Here is a 23,012-nt window from a genome sequence, read left to right as displayed (position 1 = left end):
ACCGCTGATGCGAACTCTGTTCAACCAGGTCAGAAACCCTACTATCGAGCTCATGAAAGACCTACCACCGAGAGTGGTATTTCACCATCCGCCCGCCGCCGCGGTATCGGCGAATTGCTATACTGACGACAATGCTCGAACGAGCCTTATCGCCATGGGGATGTGAGTAAAAGGGGGTCCGCATGACAGACGAACGAGGATCGTCGCCGCTTGCGCTGGCGATTCGCGAGGTGCCGGGAATCGCGATCGCTTCGATCGGCTTCGGATGCGCGCTGCTCGCCATCGAAGGCGACCGCCTCTCGACGATCAGAACCGTCAATATCAGCGGCGAATACCACGCCGTCGCGTCGCTCGTATCGTTCCTTCTCCTGATCATGCTGGCTCTTGCGTATCGTAAGCTGGACGCGCCCACCCACGTTCCCGCCGCGATCGTCATCGGCGCAGGAGCGTTGATGACGGCTTCCATGTTCGTCGTCTTGCAGCAAAGCGTATGGGAGGACAACCCCATCGTATCCTCCATCGCGCGCATCGTGTTCGGACTTGGAGAGGGCGTCATCCTGTTTCTCTGGATGAAAGCGCTCTTTCCCTACGGGGCGCGCGCCTGCGCCGCCGTGCTGGGCCTGGGCACCATCGTCGTAGCGGCAATGAACAGCCTCATCGCGTTTCTGAAGGTGGATGCCGCCTACGGCACGGTATCGCTGCTCCCCATCGTGTCGATGGTGCTGCTCTGCTATTTCAGGGAATACGCCCGTTCGCGCGCGCCGCGTTCGGATCGCGACGACATCCCGAGCGAGGACGCCTGCGCGAGCCCGGAGCGGAGCATGGTAGCGGGAATCGGCTGCCCCGATCGATCCCTCATCGTCCCCTCGGACCAGGCTCCTCGCGGTCGACGAGTATTCGTCGTGACGATGATGCTGTCGCTGGCTTGCTATGCCGTGGTGTTCGGACATATCCACTACCAATGGATTCCCCTGCAAGACGGCGGGACGGTATCGCTCATCATCCAGCTGGGCACGGCCGTGGGCACCGCATGCGGCGGAGCGGCCATCCTCGTGCTCGTCCAGTACTTCTGGAACAGACGGAGCCTCGAGCTGTACAAGGTGTTCCTCATACCCACCGTGCTTCTTGCCTTGTGGCTGTCGTCCTTCGTGAACGAGACGTGGATATTCCTCTACCTCGTCTTGCTGAACATCACGCAGAAGCTGGTATTCCTCTTTATCATGCTGGCCCCCTTCCTCATCGAAAGCAAACGGCCCTACCTGATGCCCTGGTGCGTCGCGTTCCTCTCGTTCACCGCAGGCAAAGCGGCGAGCTCTCTTCTATTGGAGCATATGTCGCCCGACGTATTCGTGTCCAGCTCGGTCATCGCGCTTGTCGTATTGTTCGTCTGCGGAGCCATCACGTCGCTTTCGGGAAGCATCACCGACTACCACACGCCAATCCGCGGTCAATGGCCCGGCCCTGACACACCCGACGTTCACGATGCGCTTCCCCACGCGAACAAGCTGCAGAACGCGTGCCATGCGCTCACCGACCAGTACCAGCTGACGGGGCGCGAGGAGGAGATCCTCGTATTGCTGGCACGCGGCCGCACCGCGCAGCATATCGCGGACACGCTCGTCATCACGCAGTCCACCGCGAAAACCCATCTTCGCAACATCTATGCGAAGATGGACGTCCACAACCAGCAGGAGATCCTCAATCTGGTCGAGCAGACCATCGACGAGCAGAAGAAGGCATGAGCGCGCTGCACGACCATTACCCTTGCGACCGAAGCTCTTTCAGCCTGCGGAAAAACGTCGAGACGCTCACGCCGAGCCGAGCCGCCGCCTCTTCGGCATCCAGCTCGCGCGCTTCATAGCTCGAAACCACCTCACGCAGCACGAGTTCGTCCATCGGCTTGCGCTTGCGGCCCTTGTACACGCCCCGCTCGGCAGCCGCGCGCACGCCCGAGATGCGCTTCTCCTCGCGCGCGCGATACGCCTTCTCGTACATGGATAGAAGGACGTCGTGCAGCACCTTGCGCTCGCTGTCGGCAATAGGCTCGCCGTTCAGAAAGAGGGCATCGCCTCGGCACAGCGCCGAAAGCACCGCTCTTGCAGCCTGCTCGGAGTTCGCGGCGCCCGCGATCGCGTCGGCCACGTCGACACCGGCACCGACTTCGCGTTCTTCAAGAGGCCGCACGTACAAGCCATCTCCTATGTAGCGCGTATCCGTCCTGATGAGCCATTCGATCTTGTCGAGGTACTCCATGCCGCATGCATCGAGGAGCTGCCACAAGCCCTCGCGGCTCTCGGACGGCGCCCGCTCGCTCACGAACGTCGGGGTGACGTTCTCGCGCACGTATTCCGTCTTGCGCAACGACAGGTCGTACCCCGGCACCCCCTGGAAAAGCGGGGGCTCGAGCAAATCGATCACCGACCAATTCGGAACGAACGTATAGCGAAACGACTCGTCCTCGCGCACCAGGTACGTGATCGCCCCCACCTCGTATACCAGGCCCCCGGGACCATCGAGGCTGATCATCCCCGTAGTCGTCGATTCCCTCATGCGCCCCTCCTCACCAGGTCCGAATAGGGGGCTTCCAGAATGCCCCGATAGCGCGCATCGAGCATATGGCAGTAAAACTCCTTGCGCCGATCGCTTATGTTCGGAACGGATCGCACGAGCTGATGAGCCGCTTCCAAGTCCATACGCTCCATGACCTCTCGCAGGGCTCGATTACACTCGTCGAATTCCAAGCTGGACACGACGTCATAGTACGAGCTTTTCCGCCCACGCAACCGGATTTGAGAAGTGGGGAACCCGTATACGCGCTTCGCCGTCTCGTCTTCCGATTCCATGACGCGCTCCATCTCGTCCTCGTCGACAAGCGCGGGGAACAGGCACGAGCCGTTATCGAAGGTCGGCGCGAGCGAATAAGCTCCGTTCCGCTTGACGAATCCCCAGTTGGCTCCATGCCGGTCGAAATTTCCGAGGAGCGCATCGACAACGAACATCTCCCAGAACATTGCGATCGTCCCTGACACATCGACGAGCTTCGAATTGTCGCGAAGCATCTGCATGATGTCCGCGTATTCGTATTGATACCGTTCCTTATCCTGGTCGAGCGTGCTCTCGCCCACATCGTTGAACGGGACGAACTGTTCGCCCGCGCCTACGAAGCTCTTGCAGGCAACCACGTCCTCGCCTTCGAATGTGCCGAGGAAGGTCTTTTGGGCATCGAATCCAAGCAACTCGAAGATATGCGAGCCGAGGTATTCGGAAACGTGGTTGTACCTCATGCCGAAAGGCGTGCGTTTGCGAAATTTGAGCATGTAGTCACTGAAGGTTCCGTCGCCGTTGGGAACAAGGATGGATTCCTTGCGCTCCGAGCCTCCGTAGTTTATCCAGCCGCGCTCATAGAGGGAGAAATCGATCAGTTCCATGTGTCAATGCTTTCATTAACGATAGATTTTTATTTCGATAGTATAGAACGGCTATCGAGGATTGTCAAAACTCAAATCTATCGTTAATGAAAGCATTGGCAAAGCCCTCCTCGAGAGCGATCCGTCGTTTGCAAGGGGGTATGGGGAGACGAATCGCGCTCGAGGAGGGCTGAGGGGGTCGCGCGCGCATGAGGAGGGGCGGAGGCCCCCCTCCTCATGCGCCTGCGGAGGGGCTCGCCTGGTCGGCGGCGCCTCCGCAGGCGCTATCGGGGGATGCGCTAGTAGAACATGAAGACCGAGAGCCCCAGGTTGTAGAAGACGACGCGCATGCAGACGGCTCCGACGAGGGCGGCGGCTATCGCGACCGGGGCCCAGAGCCTCCAGTTCCCCGTGCGCCTGCCCATGAAGGCGGCCGCGAGCGGGACGATCGCGCCGACGGCGAGCGCGCCGAGCCACAGGAGCGGGGCCTGGGAGCCCACCGTCGCGGCTGCGTCGGCCATGGCCTTCGTCGGGTGCGTCGGGTCGAAGTAGAGGCCGACGTCGGCGAAGGAGCCGGCGGAGAGCTGGAGGAAGGCGGCGAAGGCGAGGGTTGCGAGGGCGTTGAGGGCGGCGCCGGCGAGGGCGGCGAGACCAGCGGGGGCCCCGGCGCCGGCTGCGCGCTCGGCGGGCTGGCCTGCGGGTCCCCCTGCAGCCAAGGCGGAGAGGAGGGCGAACGTCGCCGGCCCCAACACGCAGGCGTTGCCGAGGACGTAGAGGATCCAGAGGGCCGAGTCCCACGCAGGACGGGCGGCCATGGTGTACGAGTGCGCCATGACGGCGACCAGCACGACCGACAGCGCGACGGAGACCCACGCCAGCCACTTCGGCACGCTCGCGCCGTCGTCGGACTTGCGCATGAGCACGAGGTAGGCCACGGCCGCCACGGCAAGCACGACGATCGCGATCAGCTCCTGCGTGATCCCGGAGGTCAGATGCCCGAACCCGTTGAAGATGCGCTCCCAGTGCTCCAGGTGGAAGAACACCGCGATCCCGCCGGCCGCCAGCAGCACGGCCGAGCAGACCCAAGCCGGCACCTGCGCCTTCTTCCCCACCCCGAACACGGCCATCAGCGCCTGCGTCCCGAACAGCCCCGCGCTCCACGCCACCAGCGTGGTGAACAAAATCAAAGGCCACTGGAGTTCCATTATTCATCACCCTTCCAGTCGCGGTTGCGCAGGATGAACGCGAAGTTCGGATCGTTGCCGACGTTCGGCAGATGATGCAGATCGGTGCTCGCATCGAAGTCCTGCGCCAACTCGCCCAGCGTCACGCGGTTGCCTGCATACAGGCCGTCGTAGGTGCGATCGGTGTCGTAGCCGACGGCGGGGGCTTCGAACGACTCGATCCCCTGGTCCAGATCGCCGAAGAACCGGGCGCGCCCGCCGCACTGGATGACGCATTGCGGCAACCCGCCCTGCCCCACGATCTGCGCGCACAGCGTGCACTTCTCCACGACGCCCTCTTCCTCGTTCAGGTACCGCACGTTGTAGGGGCACGACATCGCGCAGAATTGGCAGCCGATGCACTTCGCCTTGTCGATCTGCACCGTGCCGTCCTCCAGCTTGTGCGAGGCGCCCGTCGGGCACACCTTCACGCACTCGGGGTCGGCGCAGTGCTGACACTGCACGGGCAGGTAGTACATCTCCACGTCGTGCGACGACGTGGCCCCCTCTTTCAGCGAGGGGCCGATGCGCAGCACCTTGTTCCAATAGTTGCCCACCGGCACGTTGTTGACCGCCTTGCAGGCAACCATGCAGGCCAGGCAGCCGACGCACCGGTTCAAATCGGTGACGATCGCGTACTGGGTCATGGCTTTACGCCTCCTCTCGGATGGTGTAGTTCGGCAGCCATTCCTTCAGGCGCGGGTCGGAGGCATCGTAGATGATCTCGGTGCCGTCCTCGGGCGCGCAGGGGATGACCTTGCCGTCGGGGCAGTTCTCGGGCGTGGCCTTGTAGATCTTCACGGGCACGCCGCGCATGTGGGACGACCCGATGAACGGATCCTGGCCGTAGGGGTTCCAGATGCACTCGATGTTCGACAGCTCGAACCCGTGCGTCGGCGCGGGCAGCTCGGGGAACCACCAGGCGTGCTCCGCGTTCGCCCACCCCTTCGCGATGCCGTAGTACAAATCGACGCACTGGCGCACCTTGCCCCACTCCGTCTCGATCCAGGCCCAATCGCCCTGCTCGAGCCCCAGCTCGGCAGCGTCTTCGGGGTTCACCTCCAAACGCGGTGCCGGCCACAGCTCGCGACACCACGGCAGCTGCCGGTGCTCGGAATGGAAGTACACGGGTATGCGGCGGCCGGTGGTGAGGATGATGGGATACTCGTTCATGTCCACGTCGCCCTTGGGACCCGATTTCGGCTCGTCGTAGTGCGGCATCATCTCGTGCACCAGGTCGAACTTGCCGGGGTTGAACTCGTTCGCCTTGTCCACGCAGTACGTCTCGAACACGAGCGGCCAAAATTCCACGAGGCCCGTCGGCGTGGGGCAGCCGAAGTTGTTCACCGGATTGCCGGCGTCGTCGAACGCCGCGCTGAACGTGGAACCGGTGCACGCGTCCTTGCCGATGCGCATCCAGCCGGTCTCGAAGCGACGGTACGTGCCCCAGCGGTCGGGCTCGATCTCCTTGGCGTTGATCCAGCCGTTCTCCTGGAAGTCCTCCACGAAGTCGTCCCAATGCTGCCATTTCACCTTGGGATTGGTCTTCGAGTTGTTCTGGAACCAGTCCTCCAAGCGCTCGTCCACGTGGTAGCCGCCGGGCGCGTCGCCCGCGATGTTGGTCCAGGTTCCGTTCGGGCCGCCCACGGCGTCGAACAGCAGGCGGTTGATGTCGTAGTCGAACTTCGTGTCGCTGGGCGGCTCGACCGCGCGGATGGTGGCGCCGATACCGCCGGACGCGCCCTGCGACACGCGGATGTTGTTGATCTCCAGCCAATGCTGGCACGGCAGCAGGATGTCGGCCATCTCGGTGCCGGGATGGTGGAACATGTTGATGTCCACCCAGAAGTCGAGCGACTGCAACGCCTCCCAGGCCAGGTTCGCGTTCGACATGTTCATGAACGAGCCGGACTCGTTGATGCCGCCGCGCACGGGGTACGGCTCGCCGGTGAGGCAGGCGTCCCAGATGCGCGTCGCGTCGGCCCACTCGTTGTAGTACGCCGTGATGGGGAACTCGTCGGCGCCCACCATGTTCGACAGCGTGTCGTAGCGGTCGGGCACGTTGAGGGGATCGGGCGTGACGCCTTCCACGGGGATCTCGCCCAAGGCGATCAGCTGGGCCTTCACTTCCTGCGGCATGTTCGAGCCGGGCGCGGCCGTGGCCTGCTCGTCGATGGGCGAGCGCGTCAGGCCGCGGTTGCCGGCGGGCGTGTCGAAGTTGCCGGTCATGTAGATGAGGTGCAGCACCGCGCGCACCGTCTGCGTGCAGTTGCCGATCTGGTCGGGCGCGAGGTTCAGGTGGATACCGCCGTTGCCGTAATCCTGCCCCTCGGGACGCGTGGCCCACACGAGGCACGCCTCTTCGATGAGCGCAGGATCGAGGCCCGTGATCTCGGAGCACCACGCGGGCGTGCAGTCCGCCACCGATTCCTCGAGGTACGCCCACACCGGCTTCGCCGTGTGCTTCGAACCGTCGAGCAGCTCCACCTCATGCGAATCGTGCAGGTCGAGGTCGATGCCGGCTTCCTCCAGCTCGTGATAGGACAACGGCGGCAAATAGCCCTCCTGCGACGTGCCCTTGTACACGACCTCCATCTGGTCGCGCGTGGGGGCCACGTGGTTGCAGCCCTCCCATTGCGTGGTGTCGACGTCCCACATCACCAAGCCGCCGGCGCCGTCGTTGGCCAGTTTGTTCCACGCGTAGAACTTGCGCGGGCTGCCGCCCTCCACCACGTCGCTTTCCTTCAGCAGGCGCGTCTTGAGCTTCGTGCCCACGACGTCGGCGGGGATGCCGGCGTTGTTGAGCGGCGTGGACAGGTCGATGTAGCGGCCGCCCGTGGGCTCCCGGTCCTCCACCACGAGGAACGACGAGTTCGTCCAGCGCTTCACGAACTCCCAGTCCACCAGGTCGTTCTTGATGACGAGGTGCTGCCAGCACAGCGCCAGCGCGCCGTCGGAGCCGGGACGCAGGTTCAGCCAGTAGTCGGCCTCCTTGCCCGAGCCGGACAGGCGCGGGTCGATGCAGATGTGCACGTCGGCCTCGGTCATCTTGTCCACGAGGTTGCGGCAGCTGTCATCGTAGTTCGAGTTCTCGGGCGCGGTCCCCCACTGCACGTACACGCGCGGCCCGTCGCGCAGCGCCATCCACGGCGCGCCGTCGACCGAGCTGATCCACCCCATCAAACGGCGCGGCCCCTTGCAGATTTCCGACGCCACGTGCGCGTTCGGCGTGTCGAACAGCCACTTGTAGAACGCGTAGGGCCCGTACACCCACTGGCGCGACGTGCCCGCCATGTTGAAGATGCACTGTCCGCCGTAGCGGTCCATCAGCTCGTTGAACTTGGTGCCGACGATCTCCATCGCCTCGTCCCACGTGATGCGCTGCCAGCCGGGATCCTCGCCCTTGGGATTCGTGCGCTTCATGGGATGGTAGATGCGGTCGGGGTGGTACGCCGCCTGGATGGACGACTGCGACTTGCCGCAGCAGTTGCCGCTCGACTGGAATGACGACTGGTCGCCCTCCACCTTGATGGCGCGGCCGTTTTGCACGGTCACCCACACGCCGCACTCCATCTTCCCGCAGCCGCGGCAGCACGTGCGCACGCGTTTCACGTCGTCGCCGCGCGCGGCCGCTCCGGCATCTTCGGCCAGCGCCGCGTTCGGGGCGACCGCTGCCGCGCAAGCCAACGCCGCACCCGTCACGGCCGTGAGCTTCGTGAACGCACGGCGCGTCAGATTGAGCTTTCCCATTCCTCCTCCTTCTCCGTCTCGTCCTTGCGACGGCTCGTCGAGAACGCCCGCCGCTTTGTTCGAGCATGCGCGGCAGGGGACGCCCGCGCATCATGCGTTTCTGCAAAAAATCGGGCGAATCGGAGGCTTTCCCATCATGCATTTCCCATGATTTTGGAGAAACACCTGATGAGCAAAGCATGACGTCACGCATCAACCTATCGGGCCACGTGAGCCGGACGGATCGCGCACGCTATAATGAGGCTCAGGGGATCGAGATCTTGAGGGGGAATTCTCGTGACGCACATGCCGAAACCGCTGACCACCGCCCGGGATCGCCTGCGCGAGACGGCGCCGCGCAGCCTGTTGAACCTGCGCATGCTCGGCTTCGCCCTGGCGCGCGCGTGGGTGTACCTCATGTTCCTAGGCGCCGCCACCAGCTCCATCACGTGGAACGGCGAGCCGCTGCCCGGCGCGGCTTACTTGGGATCGACGCTCGTGCTGTGCGCGACCCTGTTCGCAAGCGCGATCTTCCACCGGCGCTTCACGGCGCTCATCGGCCATCGCGCGTTCCGCTTCCTCGGCCCGGCCCTCACCACCGTCGGCACGCTGGCCCTCGCCTGCGCCACCCTGCCGAGCGCACCGGCGCTGGCGCTGTGCGCGTTCGGCTCGGTATCGACTGGCGCCGGCTCGGGGCTCATCGACCTGGGGTACGGCGAGCTGTACCGCAACGTCGATCCCCGCCGCACGTCGTTCGAAGCGCCGCTCGCCTTCCTGATCGCCGCGGCCCTCTTCCCCGCCGTTCTGACCTTGCCACCCGTCGGAGCGTGCGTGGTCTGCGCGCTGCTGCCCGCCGCGTCAGGTTGGATTCTGTTCGTGAAGCTGAGGACGTGGTCGTCGAAAGCCGAGCCGGTCGTGCAGCCGTTCGAGATCCACCTGGGGAAGTTCTCGTGGAAGATCGGCGTGTGCGCCTGCCTCATCGGCATGGCCGACGGCGTGGTGCGCGCGGTGTTCATCACCGCGAACGAGGCCAGCGTCGAGAACTTCTACCGCTTCCCGCTCCTTTGGTCGAGCCTGCTCACCATCGCCATCGTCTACGGCTGCGTGCTGCTCTCCAGCAAAACGGGCCTGCGTCCCGTGTACCGCTCGGTGATGCTGGTCATGGCCGTGTTCTTCATGCTGCTGCCCGTGTTCACCGGCTTTTCCGAGATCGAGAGCACCATCGCGCTGGCCGGCTACGGCACGTTCAACGTGCTCATCTGGATACTGCTCGCCGACATCTCGTTCACGTACCGGCTGTCGGGCGTCATGGTGTTCGGCATCGGCTGGGGCATGGTGACGCTCGGCGTGCTGCTCGGTTCCTCGCTGGGGCAACTTGTGTGCACGTTCGCGCCGTTCTCGCCGCAGAGCCTCAGCCTGATCGCGCTGCTGGCCACGCTGGCCATCCTCATCTCGTACATGTTCGTGTTCAACGAGAACGACCTCATCGCGCTGGCGAAGGGCGATGAGGACAAGGGCGGCGCCGAGCCGAGGCGCCAGCGTTTCCAAGACCGCTGCAAGGACGTGGCCGGGGAATACGGTCTGTCGCCGAAGGAAACCGAGATCATGATCCTGTTCGCGAAGGGCCGCTCGAGCACCCGCATCCAGGAAGACCTCTACCTGTCGCGCGGCACGGTGACCACCCACCTGCGCCACATCTACCAAAAGATGGACGTCCACAGCAAGCAGGAGTTCCTGGACGTGATCGAGGGGCGGGAGTAGCATAACGCCCTCAAATGAAAAACGCCCGAGGGAGGTAACTACGTACCGTTCGGGCGCTTAGCACTTTGTACTATATGCGCAGCCCTACTTTATGTCAACGACGGCTCCATGACGGTTCACGAAAAGCACGTGCGATATCCCGTTGATCTCCGACGACCATTTGCGAAGTTCTCGCTCTATTGCCGCATCAGGCAAACCCTTCATGCGTCGAGAATCGAAAATGATGTTGCCCGATTGCCATCGAGCCCGTTTTAGATTGCGCTCGACGGCCTTGATGCTTGATGCCGTAGGGGACTTCATTTCCCACAGCCGTCCGGCGATCAATACGTCGGCAGTGGTCGCATACGCTTCGTCACTCTTCTTGACGAATTCAACGTCGTACCCTGCACGTGCGAGCGCCTGCGCCGTTTTGCTCTCGTGCGGCCAGACGTTCACATCACCAGGAATGATTATGTTGCCGATTCTTTTACCCATAGGCGCATTATACCGCGCAATACTCGCAAGCAATAAGCGCTTGCGCTTGGCATCGTCGAGCCCAAGCCCTTCTCGAGAGCGATCCGTCGTTTGCAAGGGGGTTTGGGGAGACGAATCGCGCTCGGGGAGGGCCGGGGAGGGTCGCGCACACGGGCGAGGAGGGGCGGGGGCTACCCCTCCTTGTGCGTCTGCGGAGGGGCGCGCCTGGTCGGCGGCGCCTCCGCAGGCGCTATCGGGGGATGCGCTAGTAGAACATGAACACGCTGAGCCCCAGGTTGTAGAAGGCGACGCGCATGCAGACGGCTCCGACGAGGGCGGCGGCTATCGCGACCGGGGCCCAGAGCCTCCAGTTGCCCGTGCGCCTGCCCATGAAGGCGGCGGCCAGGGGGACGATCGCGCCGACGGCCACGGCGCCGAGCCACAGGAGCGGGGCCTGGGAGGCGACCGTCGCGGCGGCGTCGGCCATAGCTTTCGTCGGGTGCGTCGGGTCGAAGTAGAGGCCGACGTCGGCGAAGGAGCCGGCGGAGAGCTGGAGGAAGATCGCGAAAGCGAGGGTTGCGAGGGCGTTGAGGGCGGCGCCTATCAGGGCCGTCCTACCCGCGGGGGCCCCGGCTTCGGCTGCGCGCTCGGCGGGTTGGTCCCCGGGTCCCCCTGCAGCCAAGGCGGAGAGGAGGGCGAACGTCGCGGGTCCTAGCACGCAGGCGTTGCCGAGGACGTAGAGGATCCAGAGGACCGAGTCCCACGCAGGGCGGGCGGCCATGGTGTACGAGTGCGCCATGACGGCCACGAGCACGACCGACAGCGCGACGGCGACCCACGCCAGCCACTTCGGCACGCTGGCGCCGTCGTCGGACTTGCGCATGAGCACGAGGTAGGCCACGGCGACCACCGCCAAGACCACGATCGCGATCAATTCCTGGGTGATCCCGGAGGTCAGGTGCCCGAACCCGTTGAAGATCCGCTCCCAGTGCTCGAGATGGAAGAACACCGCGATCCCGCCCGCGGCCAGCAGCACGGCCGAGCAAACCCAAGCCGGCACCTGCGCCTTCTTCCCGACGCCGAACACCGCCATCAAAGCCTGCGTCCCGAACAGCCCCGCCGACCAGGCGACCAGCGTGGTGAAGATGATCAAAGGCCACTGGAGTTCCATTATTCACCGCCTCCTTGCCAGGTCATATCGCGCAGAATGTACTTGAATGAAGGCGCATTGCCGACATCGGGAAGCGCGTACACGTCGGATTCGTCGAAGGGGTCGACATCGTCCAACAGCAACACGCGGGCTTCCTCCGCCAGCGCGTCATAGCTCGGGTCCGCCCCATACCGCACAGCAGGCCCCTCCATAGCACCATAACCAGCGCTGATATCACCGAAGAACCGAGCGCGCCCCCCGCACTGGGCCACGCACTGCGGCAGCTCTCCTTGGGCGATCTTCTGCTCGCACAAGGTGCACTTCTCCACGACGCGCTCCTCCTCGTTCAGGTAGCGCACGCCATAGGGGCACGACATCGCGCAGAACTGGCAGCCGATGCACTTGGACTTGTCGATCTGCACGGTCCCGTCCTCTGCTTTATGCGAGGCCCCCGTCGGGCACACCTTCACGCACTCGGGGTTCTCGCAATGCTGGCACTGCACCGTAAGAAAATACATTTCGATGTCGGGATACTGACCAGAGCCTCCGTTCTTCGGATTTGGCCCTATGCGTAATGTCTTGTTCCAAAAACTGCCGATGGGGACCTGGTTCGCGGTCTTGCACGCCACCGAGCACGCAAGGCACCCGACGCAACGGTCAAGGTCGGTTATAATCGCCAAGTGAGTCATGACTACTTCCTCCCTTCGTAGGTCGGCAACCATTCCTTTAAGCGCGGATCGTCTGAGGTGTGGATGATCTCGGTTCCGTCTTTGCCGCACGGAACCGGATTACCGAACGGGCTGTTCTCGGGCGTCGCTTTGTAGATAGTGCATAGATAGGCGCGCAGATTCGTGGAACCGCTATGAGGGTCTTGGACGCGGCGGTCGGTTATACAGTTGATGCAGGATAGCTCAAAACCATGTCCGGCCTGGTTGATTTCCGGATACCACCATTGGTGCTCGCAATTCACCACGCCTTCGGCAACCCCGTAATACAAATCGGCAGTTTGGCGGACTTTGCCTTCGGGCGTCTCGATCCACACCCAGTCTCCTTGCTCGATTCCCAACCTTTGCGCATCAACCGGATTGATCTCCACACGAGGAACCGGCCACAACTCGCGGCACCAAGGAAGTTGGCGGTGCTCGTTATGGAAATAGACGGGGATTCGCCGGCCCGTCGTGATGACGAACGGGTACTCCTTGCATCGCTCGGGATCCGAGACGGGAGAATGCTGAGGCTCCGTAAACGTCGGGAAATTCCACGTGCCCTCCGGATGGTGAGACTCCATGATGGTCGACCACAACTCGTGCTTTCTCGTCGGGGTTTTCCAACCGGGTTTGCCATCCTTCAAAAGGCCCATCTCGTAGCGCCGATACGTTCCCCAAACTTCCGGATACTCGGCTTTAGCATCAAGCCATCCGTTTTTTTGGAAATTGTCTCGATACTCCTCCCATGTCAAACCTGAGTCTTTGACGGAATCGTCCAATATCCAATCTTTGTCCGGCCAGGTGTTCGCCTCGTCGTCGGGCAGGAAGGGCACGCCCATGCCTTTGCAGATTCCGACGAGCACGTCAGGATCCCAGCGGCATTCGGCAGGCGGTTCGATGCATTGGCACGTCGCTCCGTATGCGCCGGAAGCACCTTGCGACATGCGCGGCGCGCTCAATTCGAGCCAATGGCAAACGGGGAGGAGTATATCCGCCGCGTCTGACGTGGGAGCATGCCACAGATCGGCATCCACAAGGAAGTCGAGCGAATTCAGCACATCCCAAGAATACAGGGCGTTTCCCTGGTTCATGAAATCGCCCGACTGGCAAATACCCGCAACGACGGGATACGGCTCCCCCGTCTCGATCGCTTCCCATATGCTGCTCGAATCCGCGAACCCTCCGAACCATTTGCTCATCGGGAACTTGTCGTACCCAAGCGTTTTCTCATAATCGGGGAACGGCGCGCCAGGGACATCCGCAGCGAACAGGGTATCGCCGCCAGTCGGCGATATCGCGATAGGCGTTTGCGTCACACCGCGATGCCCGCCGGGCGTATCCATGTTGCCCGTCAACATAGTGAGCGCATCGATAGACCGAACATTTTGGATCGCATTGCCCGCATGCTCGATGGCAAGCATGTAGTGGATCCCGCCGTTGCCGTAGCCCGTCGACGGATCCACTCGCGTCGCATAGGCAATTGCCGCCCGTTCGATTTCCTTGGCGGGCACGCCGGTGATTTCTTCGGCTTTTTCGGGTGCATACTGCGCGCAAGCCTCGGCATACCGGTCGAGAACCGGGCGAACGACTGATTTCCGCCCATCTTTGAGCGTCACCTCGAATTCGCCGAACAGCGCGGGATCTATCAGCGGGTTGAACGGGGTCGGATCCGGAACCCAACCGGGCGCAACGCCTGGAACGAGGTTCTTCTGAGGGGCCGGCCGTCCGGCTTCGGGCCGCTTCCACGTTTCGCCTTCCCAAAGGCCAGACTCCACGTCGAAGTATGTAAGCGAATCGGATAGGGTATCCCACACCATCATATGCTTGGGATTCCCCCCTTCTACCAAGTCCGATTCCTTGAGCAATTTCGTTTTGAGCTCCCACGGAGATCCGGTCATGTCGTAGCGCTCCGTCCAACCCGAGGGCTCAATGTCCTCGCACACCAAAAACGGGCAGTCCGTCCACCGCTTGACGTACAAGTCGTCCCACAGTTTGTTTTCGATGATCACATGCGCCCAAGACATGGCTATTGCGGCATCCGTGCCAGGGCGCAAATTCATCCAAACGTCCGCCATGCGCCCAAGGTTCGTCTGGCGCGGATCCACCAAGATATGCGTTGCTGCCTTTTTGGCCACATCGACCGTCGTGCGGCAGCTGTCATCGTAGTTGGACAATTCCGACGCACCGCCCCACTGCACGTACACCGAAGGGCGATCAACGGTTGCCAAATAGCTGAATGCTCGGGCACAGGTCATCTGCGTGGCGAAATGGCGCGGCCCCTTGCACACCTGGTACGCATGCATGGTATTGGGCGTTCCCAACGCGCGCGGCCATCCGATGATGCCTGCCATGCACCAAATCCTGCTTGTCCCCGTCATGCAGAACAATGAAGGCCCGCCATAGCGCTCCTTCACTTCGTTGAATTTCTGACCGATCGTCTGGAACGCCTCGTCCCAGCTGATGCGAACCCAACCAGGATCGTCCTGCCCCTTCTCGTTCGTGCGCTTCATCGGGTAATGAAGGCGGTCGGGATGATAGGCAGCTTGAATGGACGATTGCGACTTCGAACAACAATTGCCGCTGCTGTGAAACGCGCTCGGGTCTCCTTCCACTTTGACCGCCCTGCCATCCTTCACCGTCACCCAAACACCGCACTCCATCTTCCCGCACGCCCGGCAGCATGAGCGGACGCGCTTGACCTCCGAAGCAGACGAGCCGGCGTCGCCGGTCTCGGCCAACGCCTGCCTAGTTGATGCGCTGATACCTCCAGCGGCAATGCTAGCGACCATCCCCATCTGCAAAAACGATCGTCTCGTTACTGCTGATAACCTCATTGCCTCTCCTCCTTTACTCGTCGCACTTGCTTCGCCTTTCCAGAATCCGGAATGGCACGTTCGAGTGTTCATCTTCCGAACTTTCTTCGCATCCCCTGGCGAAGGGGCAATAGCAGGGAAACCGCTCGCCCCTCGCGTGTGATATGGAGAGAAACATCCCCTTCGGAAGGTGACTTTGGACACGCAAGGGTGAAAATGGCCCCCGCAGGAGCGGGGAGACGCGCCCGTCGCTATAATGGAGCCGTACGCCGGGGGGATATGGGGACGCATGGGACTCGAAGCGCGCGATCAATTGGATAGCAACCTCAAGGGACGCAGTCCCGATTCTCACCGAGCAAAACCTTCCGACGAGCTTGCGAAAGGCTTTATCCCGGCGCTCGGACTCGCTTTTCTGCTCGCTTGGATCTACGCGCTTTTTTCCACCCCGACAGCCCCCGCCGATTTACCCGACAACATGCTTCTCGCTCAGAAGATGCCTTATATCGCATGCTCGATTGCGCTTACCGGGTCGTACCTTCTCGCGGCGCGATTTCATACGCAACTCGAACCCCTCCTCGCACATGCAAGGCTGAGGATGATCGACACGGCCGCGCTGTGCACGATCACCCTCGTCATCGCATGGCTTCCCGTAGAATCTCTTGGTTCGTACGCGATTCCCCTCCAAGCGCTTTGCAGCGGAATCGCAGGCATCCTTTCTGCAGCCATGTTTCTGATGTACGGAGAATGGTTCAGCAGGCTGGGTGGAAAAACCACATGCATTTCAGCAATCGTCAGCTTCGGACTGTCGAGCATGCTCGCGGTTTATTGCTCGTTAATACCTGGAGTTGCGTCCATGATGACCAGGACGATATTGCCTTTGCTGGCAGGTGTTTGCCTATCTCGGTCCGGGTCGATAAAGATATATCCGTATGCCCGACAACAAACTACGAACGCTCTAGGCAATCCTTGGGTTTTGGGAAGCCTTTATATCCTCATAATGATATGGGGATTCGTAAATCGATTCCTATCGAACGTTTACACTGCCTCGACAAGCGCGGGCATGAGCATTCCCGACATGACCGCTTTCAGGGATATCGGCATCGCGATACTCGTATCGTTCGCCGTTTTGCTCGCAGGGATCATAGTGCTGTTCCCACGCCTCACGAAGATGCCCTTTTTGCTGCGATGCGGGCTTGCTCTGGTATTGGCGGCGTGTCTGCTATGCCCCATGGCGCTCGCTTTCGAAAGTCCTGTCGGGGCAATCGGCCTCATGACAGGCCCGACCTCGCTCTTCGTCATGGCGGTCTGGATTATCGGCTCGTTGCTTGGAGCGCTCTTCAAAGGACGCGGGTCGTTCTTCTTTCCGTTGCTGCTTGCCGCATGGACGTTCGGCGGAGTCGTCGCAGAGATCGCATTCACTACGGCATCGGTGAACAAGCTAGCAGGCGCTTTCGACGCGTTCGCCATCGCTTCGATTGTCTTGCTTTTCCTTGTGTTCATGAGCTGTCTCTCCATATTCAACATCAGCAACCTGTTTCATATACTGCCGAACGGAAGCGACGAGGCATCAAACGGAAACGCTGCCCCCCGATCGCAGGAGCTCGCGCGCGCTTACGATCTTTCAAATCGCGAGCTGGAGATACTGGCCCTGCTAGCGAAGGGACTGGATGCCAGCTATATCGAGAAAACGCTGTTCATCTCGTACAACACGGTTGCTACGCACCGTAAACATATCTATCGGAAACTGGGCGTCCATTCGCAGCAAGAGCTTATCGAATTCATGATGGAAGAGGAGCGGAAACGGGCGTAGCAATCCCACCTGTCTGGCCGTTGCCGAGCAGAAGGCTCCTCTTGCGAATCACTTTTTCGGTGAAACAGGTCGCTGCGCCGCAGAGTCCTGGACACGATCGAAGGGCCGGAGTTGCTTACATAACAGAACCGGACAGCCGCTCCACCAAGCGCCCAAAAGGCGCTTTCCGCTATGGGTGAGAACATTCGCCTTGCCCGCCTACGCCGCAAGCTCAGCATGACGCTCGTCGCTGAACGCGCGGGAATCAGCGTGCCCACGCTGCGCGCCATAGAACAAGGCTCGCCCTCCGTCGCCATCGGGTCGTATGCGACGGTGCTTCTGGCAATCGGCATGGAACGAGTTCTCCCACGCCGCGGCTAACGACGAGCTGGGACGCTATCTGCAAGACCAGGACCTCGAGCCGAAGAAGCGCGCGCCGCGCAGACGGGTTACCGCAGAAACGACTTCCGAGTCACAAAATTCACCGCTGTGAAGTGCTTTGCCTTGCCCTCTGCGTCTCCGCCGTTTTCGACCTGGGATAACACGCGCGAGTGATGCGAGCGTGGCAGCTGCGTGCGATTCGGAACCCCGAAAACGCTTCACAGCGGTGAATTTTGTGACTCGAAAGGACTTTTCGTGGCCCTTCCAGAAGGGCTATGCCCCGATCTGCTCGGAATGCGCACTTGGCTTGTTTGCCATCGGACGTAACGCCAATGCGCCCAAAGCCCTCCGCGGAAGCGATTCGCCCGTTTGCAAGGGGGTTGGGGAGACGAATCGCGCCCGGGGAGGGCTTTGAGACAAGGGGCAGCGTGTGCCAGGGCGTGTGTCAGGGAGATGGAGGTTTTGACACACGCCCTGGATCCTAGTAGAACATGAACACGCTGAGCCCCAGGTTGTAGAAGGCGACGCGCATGCAGGCGGCTCCGACGAGTGCGGCGGCTATCGCGACCGGGGCCCAGAGCCTCCAGTTCCCCGTGCGCCTGCCCATGAAGGCGGCGGCCAGGGGGACGAGCGCGCCGACGGCCACGGCGCCGAGCCACAGGAGCGGGGCCTGGGAGGCGACCGTCGCGGCGGCGTCGGCCATGGCCTTGGTGGGGTGCGTCGGGTCGAAGTAGAGGCCGACGTCGGCGAAGGAGCCGGCGGAGAGCTGGAGGAAGGCGGCGAAGGCGAGGGTTGCGAGGGCGTTCGCGGCTGCGCCGGCGAGGGCCGTCCTACCCGCGGGGGCCCCGGCGTCGGCTGCGCGCTCGGCGGGCTGGTCCCGGGGCGGCACTGCAGCCAGGAGGAGGAGGAACGTCGCCGGCCCCAGCACGCAGGCGTTGCCGAGGACGTAGAGGATCCAGAGGGCCGAGTCCCACGCCGGCCTCGCGGCCATCGTGTACGAGTGCGCCATGACGGCCACGAGCACCACCGACAGCGCGACGGACAGCCACGCCAGCCACTTCGGCACGCTGGCGCCGTCGTCGGACTTGCGCATGAGCACGAGGTAGGCCACGGCCGCCACGGCCAAGACCACGATCGCGATCAATTCCTGGGTGATCCCGGAGGTCAGATGCCCGAACCCGTTGAAGATCCGCTCCCAGTGCTCCAGGTGGAAGAACACCGCGATCCCGCCGGCCGCGAGAAGCACCGCTGAGCAAACCCAAGCCGGCACCTGCGCCTTCTTCCCGACGCCGAACACCGCCATCAAAGCCTGCGTCCCGAACAGCCCCGCCGACCAGGCAACCAGGGTAGTAAAGATAATCAAAGGCCATTGCAGTTCCATGGTCTACCCCCTCCACTTTCGGTCGGAGCGCAGCAGGTACATGAGCTCCGGGCCATTTCCAACATCGGGCAGACGATGGATTTCGTCTTCCGTATACGGTTCGACGTACTCCTTCAGCGTCACGCGCGTCTGTTGCATCTCGGCGTAGTCGCACGACAGCGCTTGCGGATGCGCCGGCGCTTCGAAGCTGTCCACACCCTTGTCCAGGTCGCCGAAGAAGCGCGCACGCGAGCCGCACTGGGCCACGCACTGCGGCAGCTCGCCCTGGGCCACCTTCTGCTCGCACAGCGTGCACTTCTCCACCACGCGCTCCTCCTCGTTCAGGTAGCGAACGTTATAGGGGCAGCTCATGGCACAGAATTGGCAGCCGATGCACTTCGACTTGTCGATCTGCACGGTGCCGTCCTCGGCCTTGTGCGAGGCGCCCGTCGGGCACACCTTCACGCACTCGGGGTCGGCGCAGTGCTGGCACTGGATGGGCAGGAAGTACATCTCCACATCGGGCCAGTCGCCGCTGCCGCCCTCTTTCGGGTTCGGCCCCACGCGCAGCGTCTTGATCCAGAACGACCCTACGCCCACGCCGTTCGCTGCCTTGCAGGCAACCGTGCAGGCAAGGCAGCCGACGCACCGGTTCAGATCGGTGATGATTGCGTACTGCGTCATCGTTTACGCCCCCTCTCCGGTCCACGCTTCTTCGCCTTCGACGCGGGACCGCAGCCCCGTTCCCATCCATTCTTTCAACCGCGGGTCGCCCGCATCGCAGATGCACGGGTTGCCCTGCGGGTCGCACGGAACCGGGTTGCCGAACGGCGAGTTCTCCTCGGTCGCCTTGTACACCAGCACGGGAACCGAGCGCATCGTGGCCGCGCCGCACACCACGTCCTGGCCGTACGGGTCCATCACGCAGTTGATGTTCACCAGCTCGTAGCCGTGGCTGGCCGTGTCCATCTCGGGGAACCACCACGCGTGGTTCGCGTTCACCACGCCCTTGCTGATGCCGTAGTACAGATCCAGCACCTCGCGCACCTTGCCCCACGGGCTCTCGATCCACACCCAATCGCCCTGCTCGAGCCCCAGACGCGCGGCGTCGTTCGGGTTCATCTCCAGGCGCGGCGCGGGCCACAGCTCGCGGCACCACGGCAGCTGACGATGCTCGGAGTGGAAGTACACCGGCTGGCGCGCACCCGTGGTCATGAGGAACGTCGCGTCGGCGTGCTCTTGCAAGCTGGCGGGATAGTCGGCGTTGCGGATCTTCGACTCGTCGATATCGGCGGCCTTCGCGGCGTCGAAGTACTCGGGCGTGGTCACCGGCGAGTTCGTGGGCTCGCGGTACACGGGGAACTTGTCCTCGTCGCCCAGGTACGCCTCGCACACGAGCGACCAGATCTCGATGAGGCCCGACGGCGTCATGAAGCCCGGATGATCGTCCACGAGCGGGTACAGGTTGAAGCCGCCCTGCTGGCGACGCCAGCCCATCTCGTGGCGGCGGTACGTGCCCCACCGCTCGGGATGCCACGTGCGGCAATCCATCCAGCCATTCTTCTGGAAGTGCTCTTTCGCCTGCTCCCAGGTGGGTCCGTCGGGGAACTCGGCCGTCTTCCACGCGTCCACGTTGTCCTTGAGCACGCGGCTGCGGTTCGGCCAACGGTAGTCGGTCTTCTCGCCGAAGTTGAGGATCTCGGACGGCTCGGCCGACTCGTCCTTCGTGTTCCACGGCACGCCCATGGCCTTGTACATGCCCACGTTCCAGTCGGGGTCGTAGATGCACTCGCCCGGCGCCTCGACGGCGGCGCACCCGCAGCCGAAGAACCCGCCGGCGCCCTGGCTGACGCGCGTCGTGTCCACTTCCAGCCAGTGATAGCACGGGAAGATGACGTCGGCGTTGCCGTTGTTCGGGCAGAACCACAGGTTGATGTCGGTGAAGAAGTCGAGCTTCGTCATGGCTTCCCACGCCACGTCGATGTTGCCCATGTTCATGAAGTCGCCCGACTGGCACACGCCCGCATGCAGCTGGTACGGCACGTCGTTGTCGAGGCAGCCGTCCCAGATGGAGTTCGCATCCGCCCAGCGCGCCCAGTAGCGGTTGAGCGGGAAGCGCTCGGCGTCAACCTCGTTGGCCTGGCGCTCGAACACGGTCTTGGGGTTCGGCCACGCCTGCGACGTGCGGAACGCGCCGCCCATGCGCTGGGCGATGACGAGGGCTTCCTCATGGCTGGGCACCTTGTTGCCGTAGCGCTCGGCCAAAGGCGAGTCGTTGTCGATGAGGTACTGCACGAAATCCTGCATCTTCGCGGCGAGCCCCTCGAGGTCGACGTCGCGGCCGTCCCACGTCTTGGCCTCGTCGCCGTACGGCGCGCCGGCCTGCATGTTGGAGCGTCCGGGGTTGCCGTCGAACTGCGCCTTCGACGAGCCGCGGTTGCCGGCCGGCTCGTCGGAGTTGCCGGTGATGCACGACAGGATCTGCAGCGCGCGCACGTTCTGGATGGAGTTGCCGTTCTGGTCGGTGGCCAGCTGGAAGTGGATGCCGCCGTTGCCGTGCAGCGGGTTGATGCGGGTGGCCCAGGCGCGCACGGCTTCCTCGTTCTTCGCGGCCGGAACGCCGGTGACCTCCTCGGTCTTCTCCAGCGTGTACTCGCCTGTCATCTGGCGGAACGCGTCCCATACGGTGCGCGCCTGATGCACGGAGCCGTCCTTGAGCGTCACCTCCACCTCGCCGGGAAGCAGCGCCGGACGCTTCGGCAAGCCCTTGGGGTTGCAGGCGTCCGAGCCGTCGGGGAAGCGGTCGGGCTCGGTGGCCGGATCGGCGAACGTCGACTGGTCGGGCAGCCACGCGTCGGCCACGAGCGGCTTGTACGGATGCTCGATCCACGTGCCGGTGGTGGGGATGCGATGCTCCTCGCCCTCCCACATGCCCAGCTCGGCGTCCCAGTACGTCAGGCGCTCGTTCGCCTCGTCCCACACGATGAAACGCTGGTACTTGCCGTCCTCCTTGAGGTCGGCCTCGGTCAGCAGCTTCGTCTTCATGTTGATGCCGCCGTTGCCCTCGACCAGCCAGCCTTCGGTGAGCTCGGCCTTGTCGTCCACGTAGAGGAACGACGCGTTCGACCAGCGGCGCACCATGGTGTCGTCGTAGGCCTCGTTCTCGATGACCCAGTTGAGCCACGACAGCGCCAGCGCGCCGTCGGTGCCGGGGCGCAGCGGCAGCCAGATGTCGGCTTCCTTGCCCAGCGGCGTGACGCGCGGGTCCACCACGATGTGCTTCGACGCGCGGTGCGCGACGTCGGTGATGGTGCGGTTCGTGGAGTCGTAGTTGGAGTACTCGCATGCCGTGCCCCATTGCACGTACACGCTGGGCTCGGCCTCCACCTCCATCCACGGCGACCCCATCTCGTCGGTCATGATGCCGCCGAAGTGGCGCGGGCCCTTGCACACCTGGTAGGCCAAGTGCGCGTTCGGCGTGCCGAACAGCTGCTTCATGCCCTGGTAGGGCCCGAGCGACCACACGCGCGACGTGCCGCACATCACGAAGATGGACTCTCCGCCGTACTTCTCCTTCACTTCCTTGAGCTTCTCGCCGCATATCTCGAACGCCTCGTCCAGCGTGATGCGCACCCAACCGGGATCGTCCTCGCCCTTGGGGTTCGTGCGCTTCACCGGGAAGCGAAGGCGGTCGGGATGGTACAGCGCCTGCATCGACGACTGCGACTTCGAGCAGCAGTGCCCGCGGCTTTGCGGCGCGGACTCGTCGCCCTCCACCTTGACGACCTTGCCGTCGCGCACGGTTACCCAAACGCCGCACTCCACCTTGCCGCAGGCGCGGCAGCACGAGCGAACGCGTTTGACTTCCCCCGCATCGGCATCGACGCCCTCGGCGAGCGCCTGCATCGGCTCGGCGACCGCCGTGAGCGATGCAGCGGCACCGGTGACCGCCATCGCCTTCATGAAGCTGCGGCGCGTGAGCGTGAGCTGAGCCATTGATCCCCACCTTCCTTTCTCGTCTCTCGCTTCATACCTGAAACGATGGAGCCATCCTAGGCGGCGAAGGCGGGTACACCCTCCCAGCAGCGCTATGATTTTGCGTCGAGGCGGGGCGGCAGGGCATCATACCGTGGCTATGATTTTTCGCAAAACCCCAGGAAACAGCCATCAACAAAGGGGAAAGGTGGCAGGCGCGGAGCAGCAACCCGACGACGGTGCAGTATGATGGACGGCGAGGGT

Annotated in this window: 16 protein-coding genes; 4 read left to right on the top strand and 12 right to left on the bottom strand. The window is 63.1% G+C overall.

Annotated features, from left to right (window positions below; all coding sequences use genetic code 11):
* The first annotated feature begins 182 nt into the window (after positions 1 to 182).
* Positions 183 to 1,742 carry a helix-turn-helix domain-containing protein gene (locus GS424_RS02985; RefSeq protein WP_160943694.1) on the top strand — a complete coding sequence of 520 codons (1,560 nt, stop codon included), beginning with the start codon at positions 183 to 185 and terminating at the stop codon, positions 1,740 to 1,742.
* A 16-nt stretch (positions 1,743 to 1,758) separates the two neighbouring features.
* On the opposite strand, the gene GS424_RS02980 is transcribed toward GS424_RS02985, so the two are convergent.
* The 5 genes from GS424_RS02980 to GS424_RS02960 all read right to left on the bottom strand — a co-directional run bounded on the left by GS424_RS02980 (position 1,759) and on the right by GS424_RS02960 (position 8,380).
* Positions 1,759 to 2,550 carry a recombinase family protein gene (locus GS424_RS02980; RefSeq protein WP_160943695.1) on the bottom strand — a complete coding sequence of 264 codons (792 nt, stop codon included), beginning with the start codon at positions 2,548 to 2,550 and terminating at the stop codon, positions 1,759 to 1,761.
* Positions 2,547 to 3,428, bottom strand: a complete 882-nt coding sequence (locus tag GS424_RS02975; RefSeq protein WP_160943696.1) for a HipA domain-containing protein — start codon at positions 3,426 to 3,428, stop codon at positions 2,547 to 2,549. Before GS424_RS02975 ends, GS424_RS02980 begins: the two co-directional genes overlap by 4 nt.
* 278 nt (positions 3,429 to 3,706) lie before the next feature.
* Positions 3,707 to 4,612, bottom strand: coding sequence for a dimethyl sulfoxide reductase anchor subunit family protein (locus tag GS424_RS02970; RefSeq protein WP_193666541.1), 906 nt, complete (start codon positions 4,610 to 4,612; stop codon positions 3,707 to 3,709).
* A complete protein-coding gene (locus tag GS424_RS02965) occupies positions 4,612 to 5,277 on the bottom strand; it encodes a 4Fe-4S dicluster domain-containing protein (protein WP_009608205.1) in 666 nt (221 codons plus the stop codon). Before GS424_RS02965 ends, GS424_RS02970 begins: the two co-directional genes overlap by 1 nt.
* Before the next feature lie 4 nt (positions 5,278 to 5,281).
* On the bottom strand, positions 5,282 to 8,380 hold the full coding sequence (locus GS424_RS02960) for a molybdopterin-containing oxidoreductase family protein (RefSeq protein ID WP_160943667.1): 3,099 nt from the start codon (positions 8,378 to 8,380) through the stop codon (positions 5,282 to 5,284).
* 285 nt (positions 8,381 to 8,665) lie between these two features.
* Here GS424_RS02960 and GS424_RS02955 point away from each other — a divergent pair, with 285 nt between their 5' ends.
* Complete coding sequence (locus tag GS424_RS02955; protein ID WP_244977716.1) at positions 8,666 to 10,120, top strand: LuxR C-terminal-related transcriptional regulator; 1,455 nt, start codon at positions 8,666 to 8,668, stop codon at positions 10,118 to 10,120.
* An 84-nt stretch (positions 10,121 to 10,204) separates the two neighbouring features.
* Here the strand turns inward: GS424_RS02955 and GS424_RS02950 are convergent, their stop codons facing one another.
* From GS424_RS02950 to GS424_RS02935, 4 genes are all read right to left on the bottom strand, one after another.
* Complete coding sequence (locus GS424_RS02950) at positions 10,205 to 10,594, bottom strand: CdiA C-terminal domain-containing protein (RefSeq protein ID WP_160943669.1); 390 nt, start codon at positions 10,592 to 10,594, stop codon at positions 10,205 to 10,207.
* Positions 10,595 to 10,838: 244 nt separating this feature from the next.
* Positions 10,839 to 11,744, bottom strand: a complete 906-nt coding sequence (locus GS424_RS02945; protein WP_160943670.1) for a dimethyl sulfoxide reductase anchor subunit family protein — start codon at positions 11,742 to 11,744, stop codon at positions 10,839 to 10,841.
* Positions 11,744 to 12,412: a 4Fe-4S dicluster domain-containing protein gene (locus GS424_RS02940; protein WP_160943671.1), complete on the bottom strand. Its 669-nt coding sequence runs from the start codon at positions 12,410 to 12,412 to the stop codon at positions 11,744 to 11,746. Before GS424_RS02940 ends, GS424_RS02945 begins: the two co-directional genes overlap by 1 nt.
* 2 nt (positions 12,413 to 12,414) lie before the next feature.
* Positions 12,415 to 15,264 (bottom strand): molybdopterin-containing oxidoreductase family protein, encoded by a 2,850-nt coding sequence (locus tag GS424_RS02935; RefSeq protein WP_160943672.1) that lies wholly within the window; start codon positions 15,262 to 15,264, stop codon positions 12,415 to 12,417.
* A gap of 268 nt (positions 15,265 to 15,532) precedes the next feature.
* Here GS424_RS02935 and GS424_RS02930 point away from each other — a divergent pair, with 268 nt between their 5' ends.
* A complete protein-coding gene (locus tag GS424_RS02930) occupies positions 15,533 to 17,053 on the top strand; it encodes a helix-turn-helix transcriptional regulator (RefSeq protein WP_160943673.1) in 1,521 nt (506 codons plus the stop codon).
* A 171-nt stretch (positions 17,054 to 17,224) separates the two neighbouring features.
* A complete protein-coding gene (locus tag GS424_RS17820) occupies positions 17,225 to 17,413 on the top strand; it encodes a helix-turn-helix domain-containing protein (protein WP_218958878.1) in 189 nt (62 codons plus the stop codon).
* A gap of 481 nt (positions 17,414 to 17,894) precedes the next feature.
* On the opposite strand, the gene GS424_RS02920 is transcribed toward GS424_RS17820, so the two are convergent.
* Genes GS424_RS02920 through GS424_RS02910 form a run of 3 tightly spaced genes read right to left on the bottom strand, consistent with a single transcriptional unit; the run spans position 17,895 to position 22,769 of the window.
* Positions 17,895 to 18,794 carry a DmsC/YnfH family molybdoenzyme membrane anchor subunit gene (locus tag GS424_RS02920; protein WP_160943674.1) on the bottom strand — a complete coding sequence of 300 codons (900 nt, stop codon included), beginning with the start codon at positions 18,792 to 18,794 and terminating at the stop codon, positions 17,895 to 17,897.
* 3 nt (positions 18,795 to 18,797) lie between these two features.
* Complete coding sequence (locus GS424_RS02915) at positions 18,798 to 19,457, bottom strand: 4Fe-4S dicluster domain-containing protein (protein WP_160943675.1); 660 nt, start codon at positions 19,455 to 19,457, stop codon at positions 18,798 to 18,800.
* A 3-nt stretch (positions 19,458 to 19,460) separates the two neighbouring features.
* Complete coding sequence (locus tag GS424_RS02910; RefSeq protein ID WP_160943676.1) at positions 19,461 to 22,769, bottom strand: molybdopterin dinucleotide binding domain-containing protein; 3,309 nt, start codon at positions 22,767 to 22,769, stop codon at positions 19,461 to 19,463.
* Positions 22,770 to 23,012 lie beyond the last annotated feature (243 nt).

The organism is Eggerthella guodeyinii (assembly GCF_009834925.2).
Lineage (GTDB): Bacteria > Actinomycetota > Coriobacteriia > Coriobacteriales > Eggerthellaceae > Eggerthella > Eggerthella guodeyinii.
The sequence above is the reverse complement of the archived record's forward strand: the minus strand, read 5'-3'. Positions and strand labels throughout refer to the sequence as shown.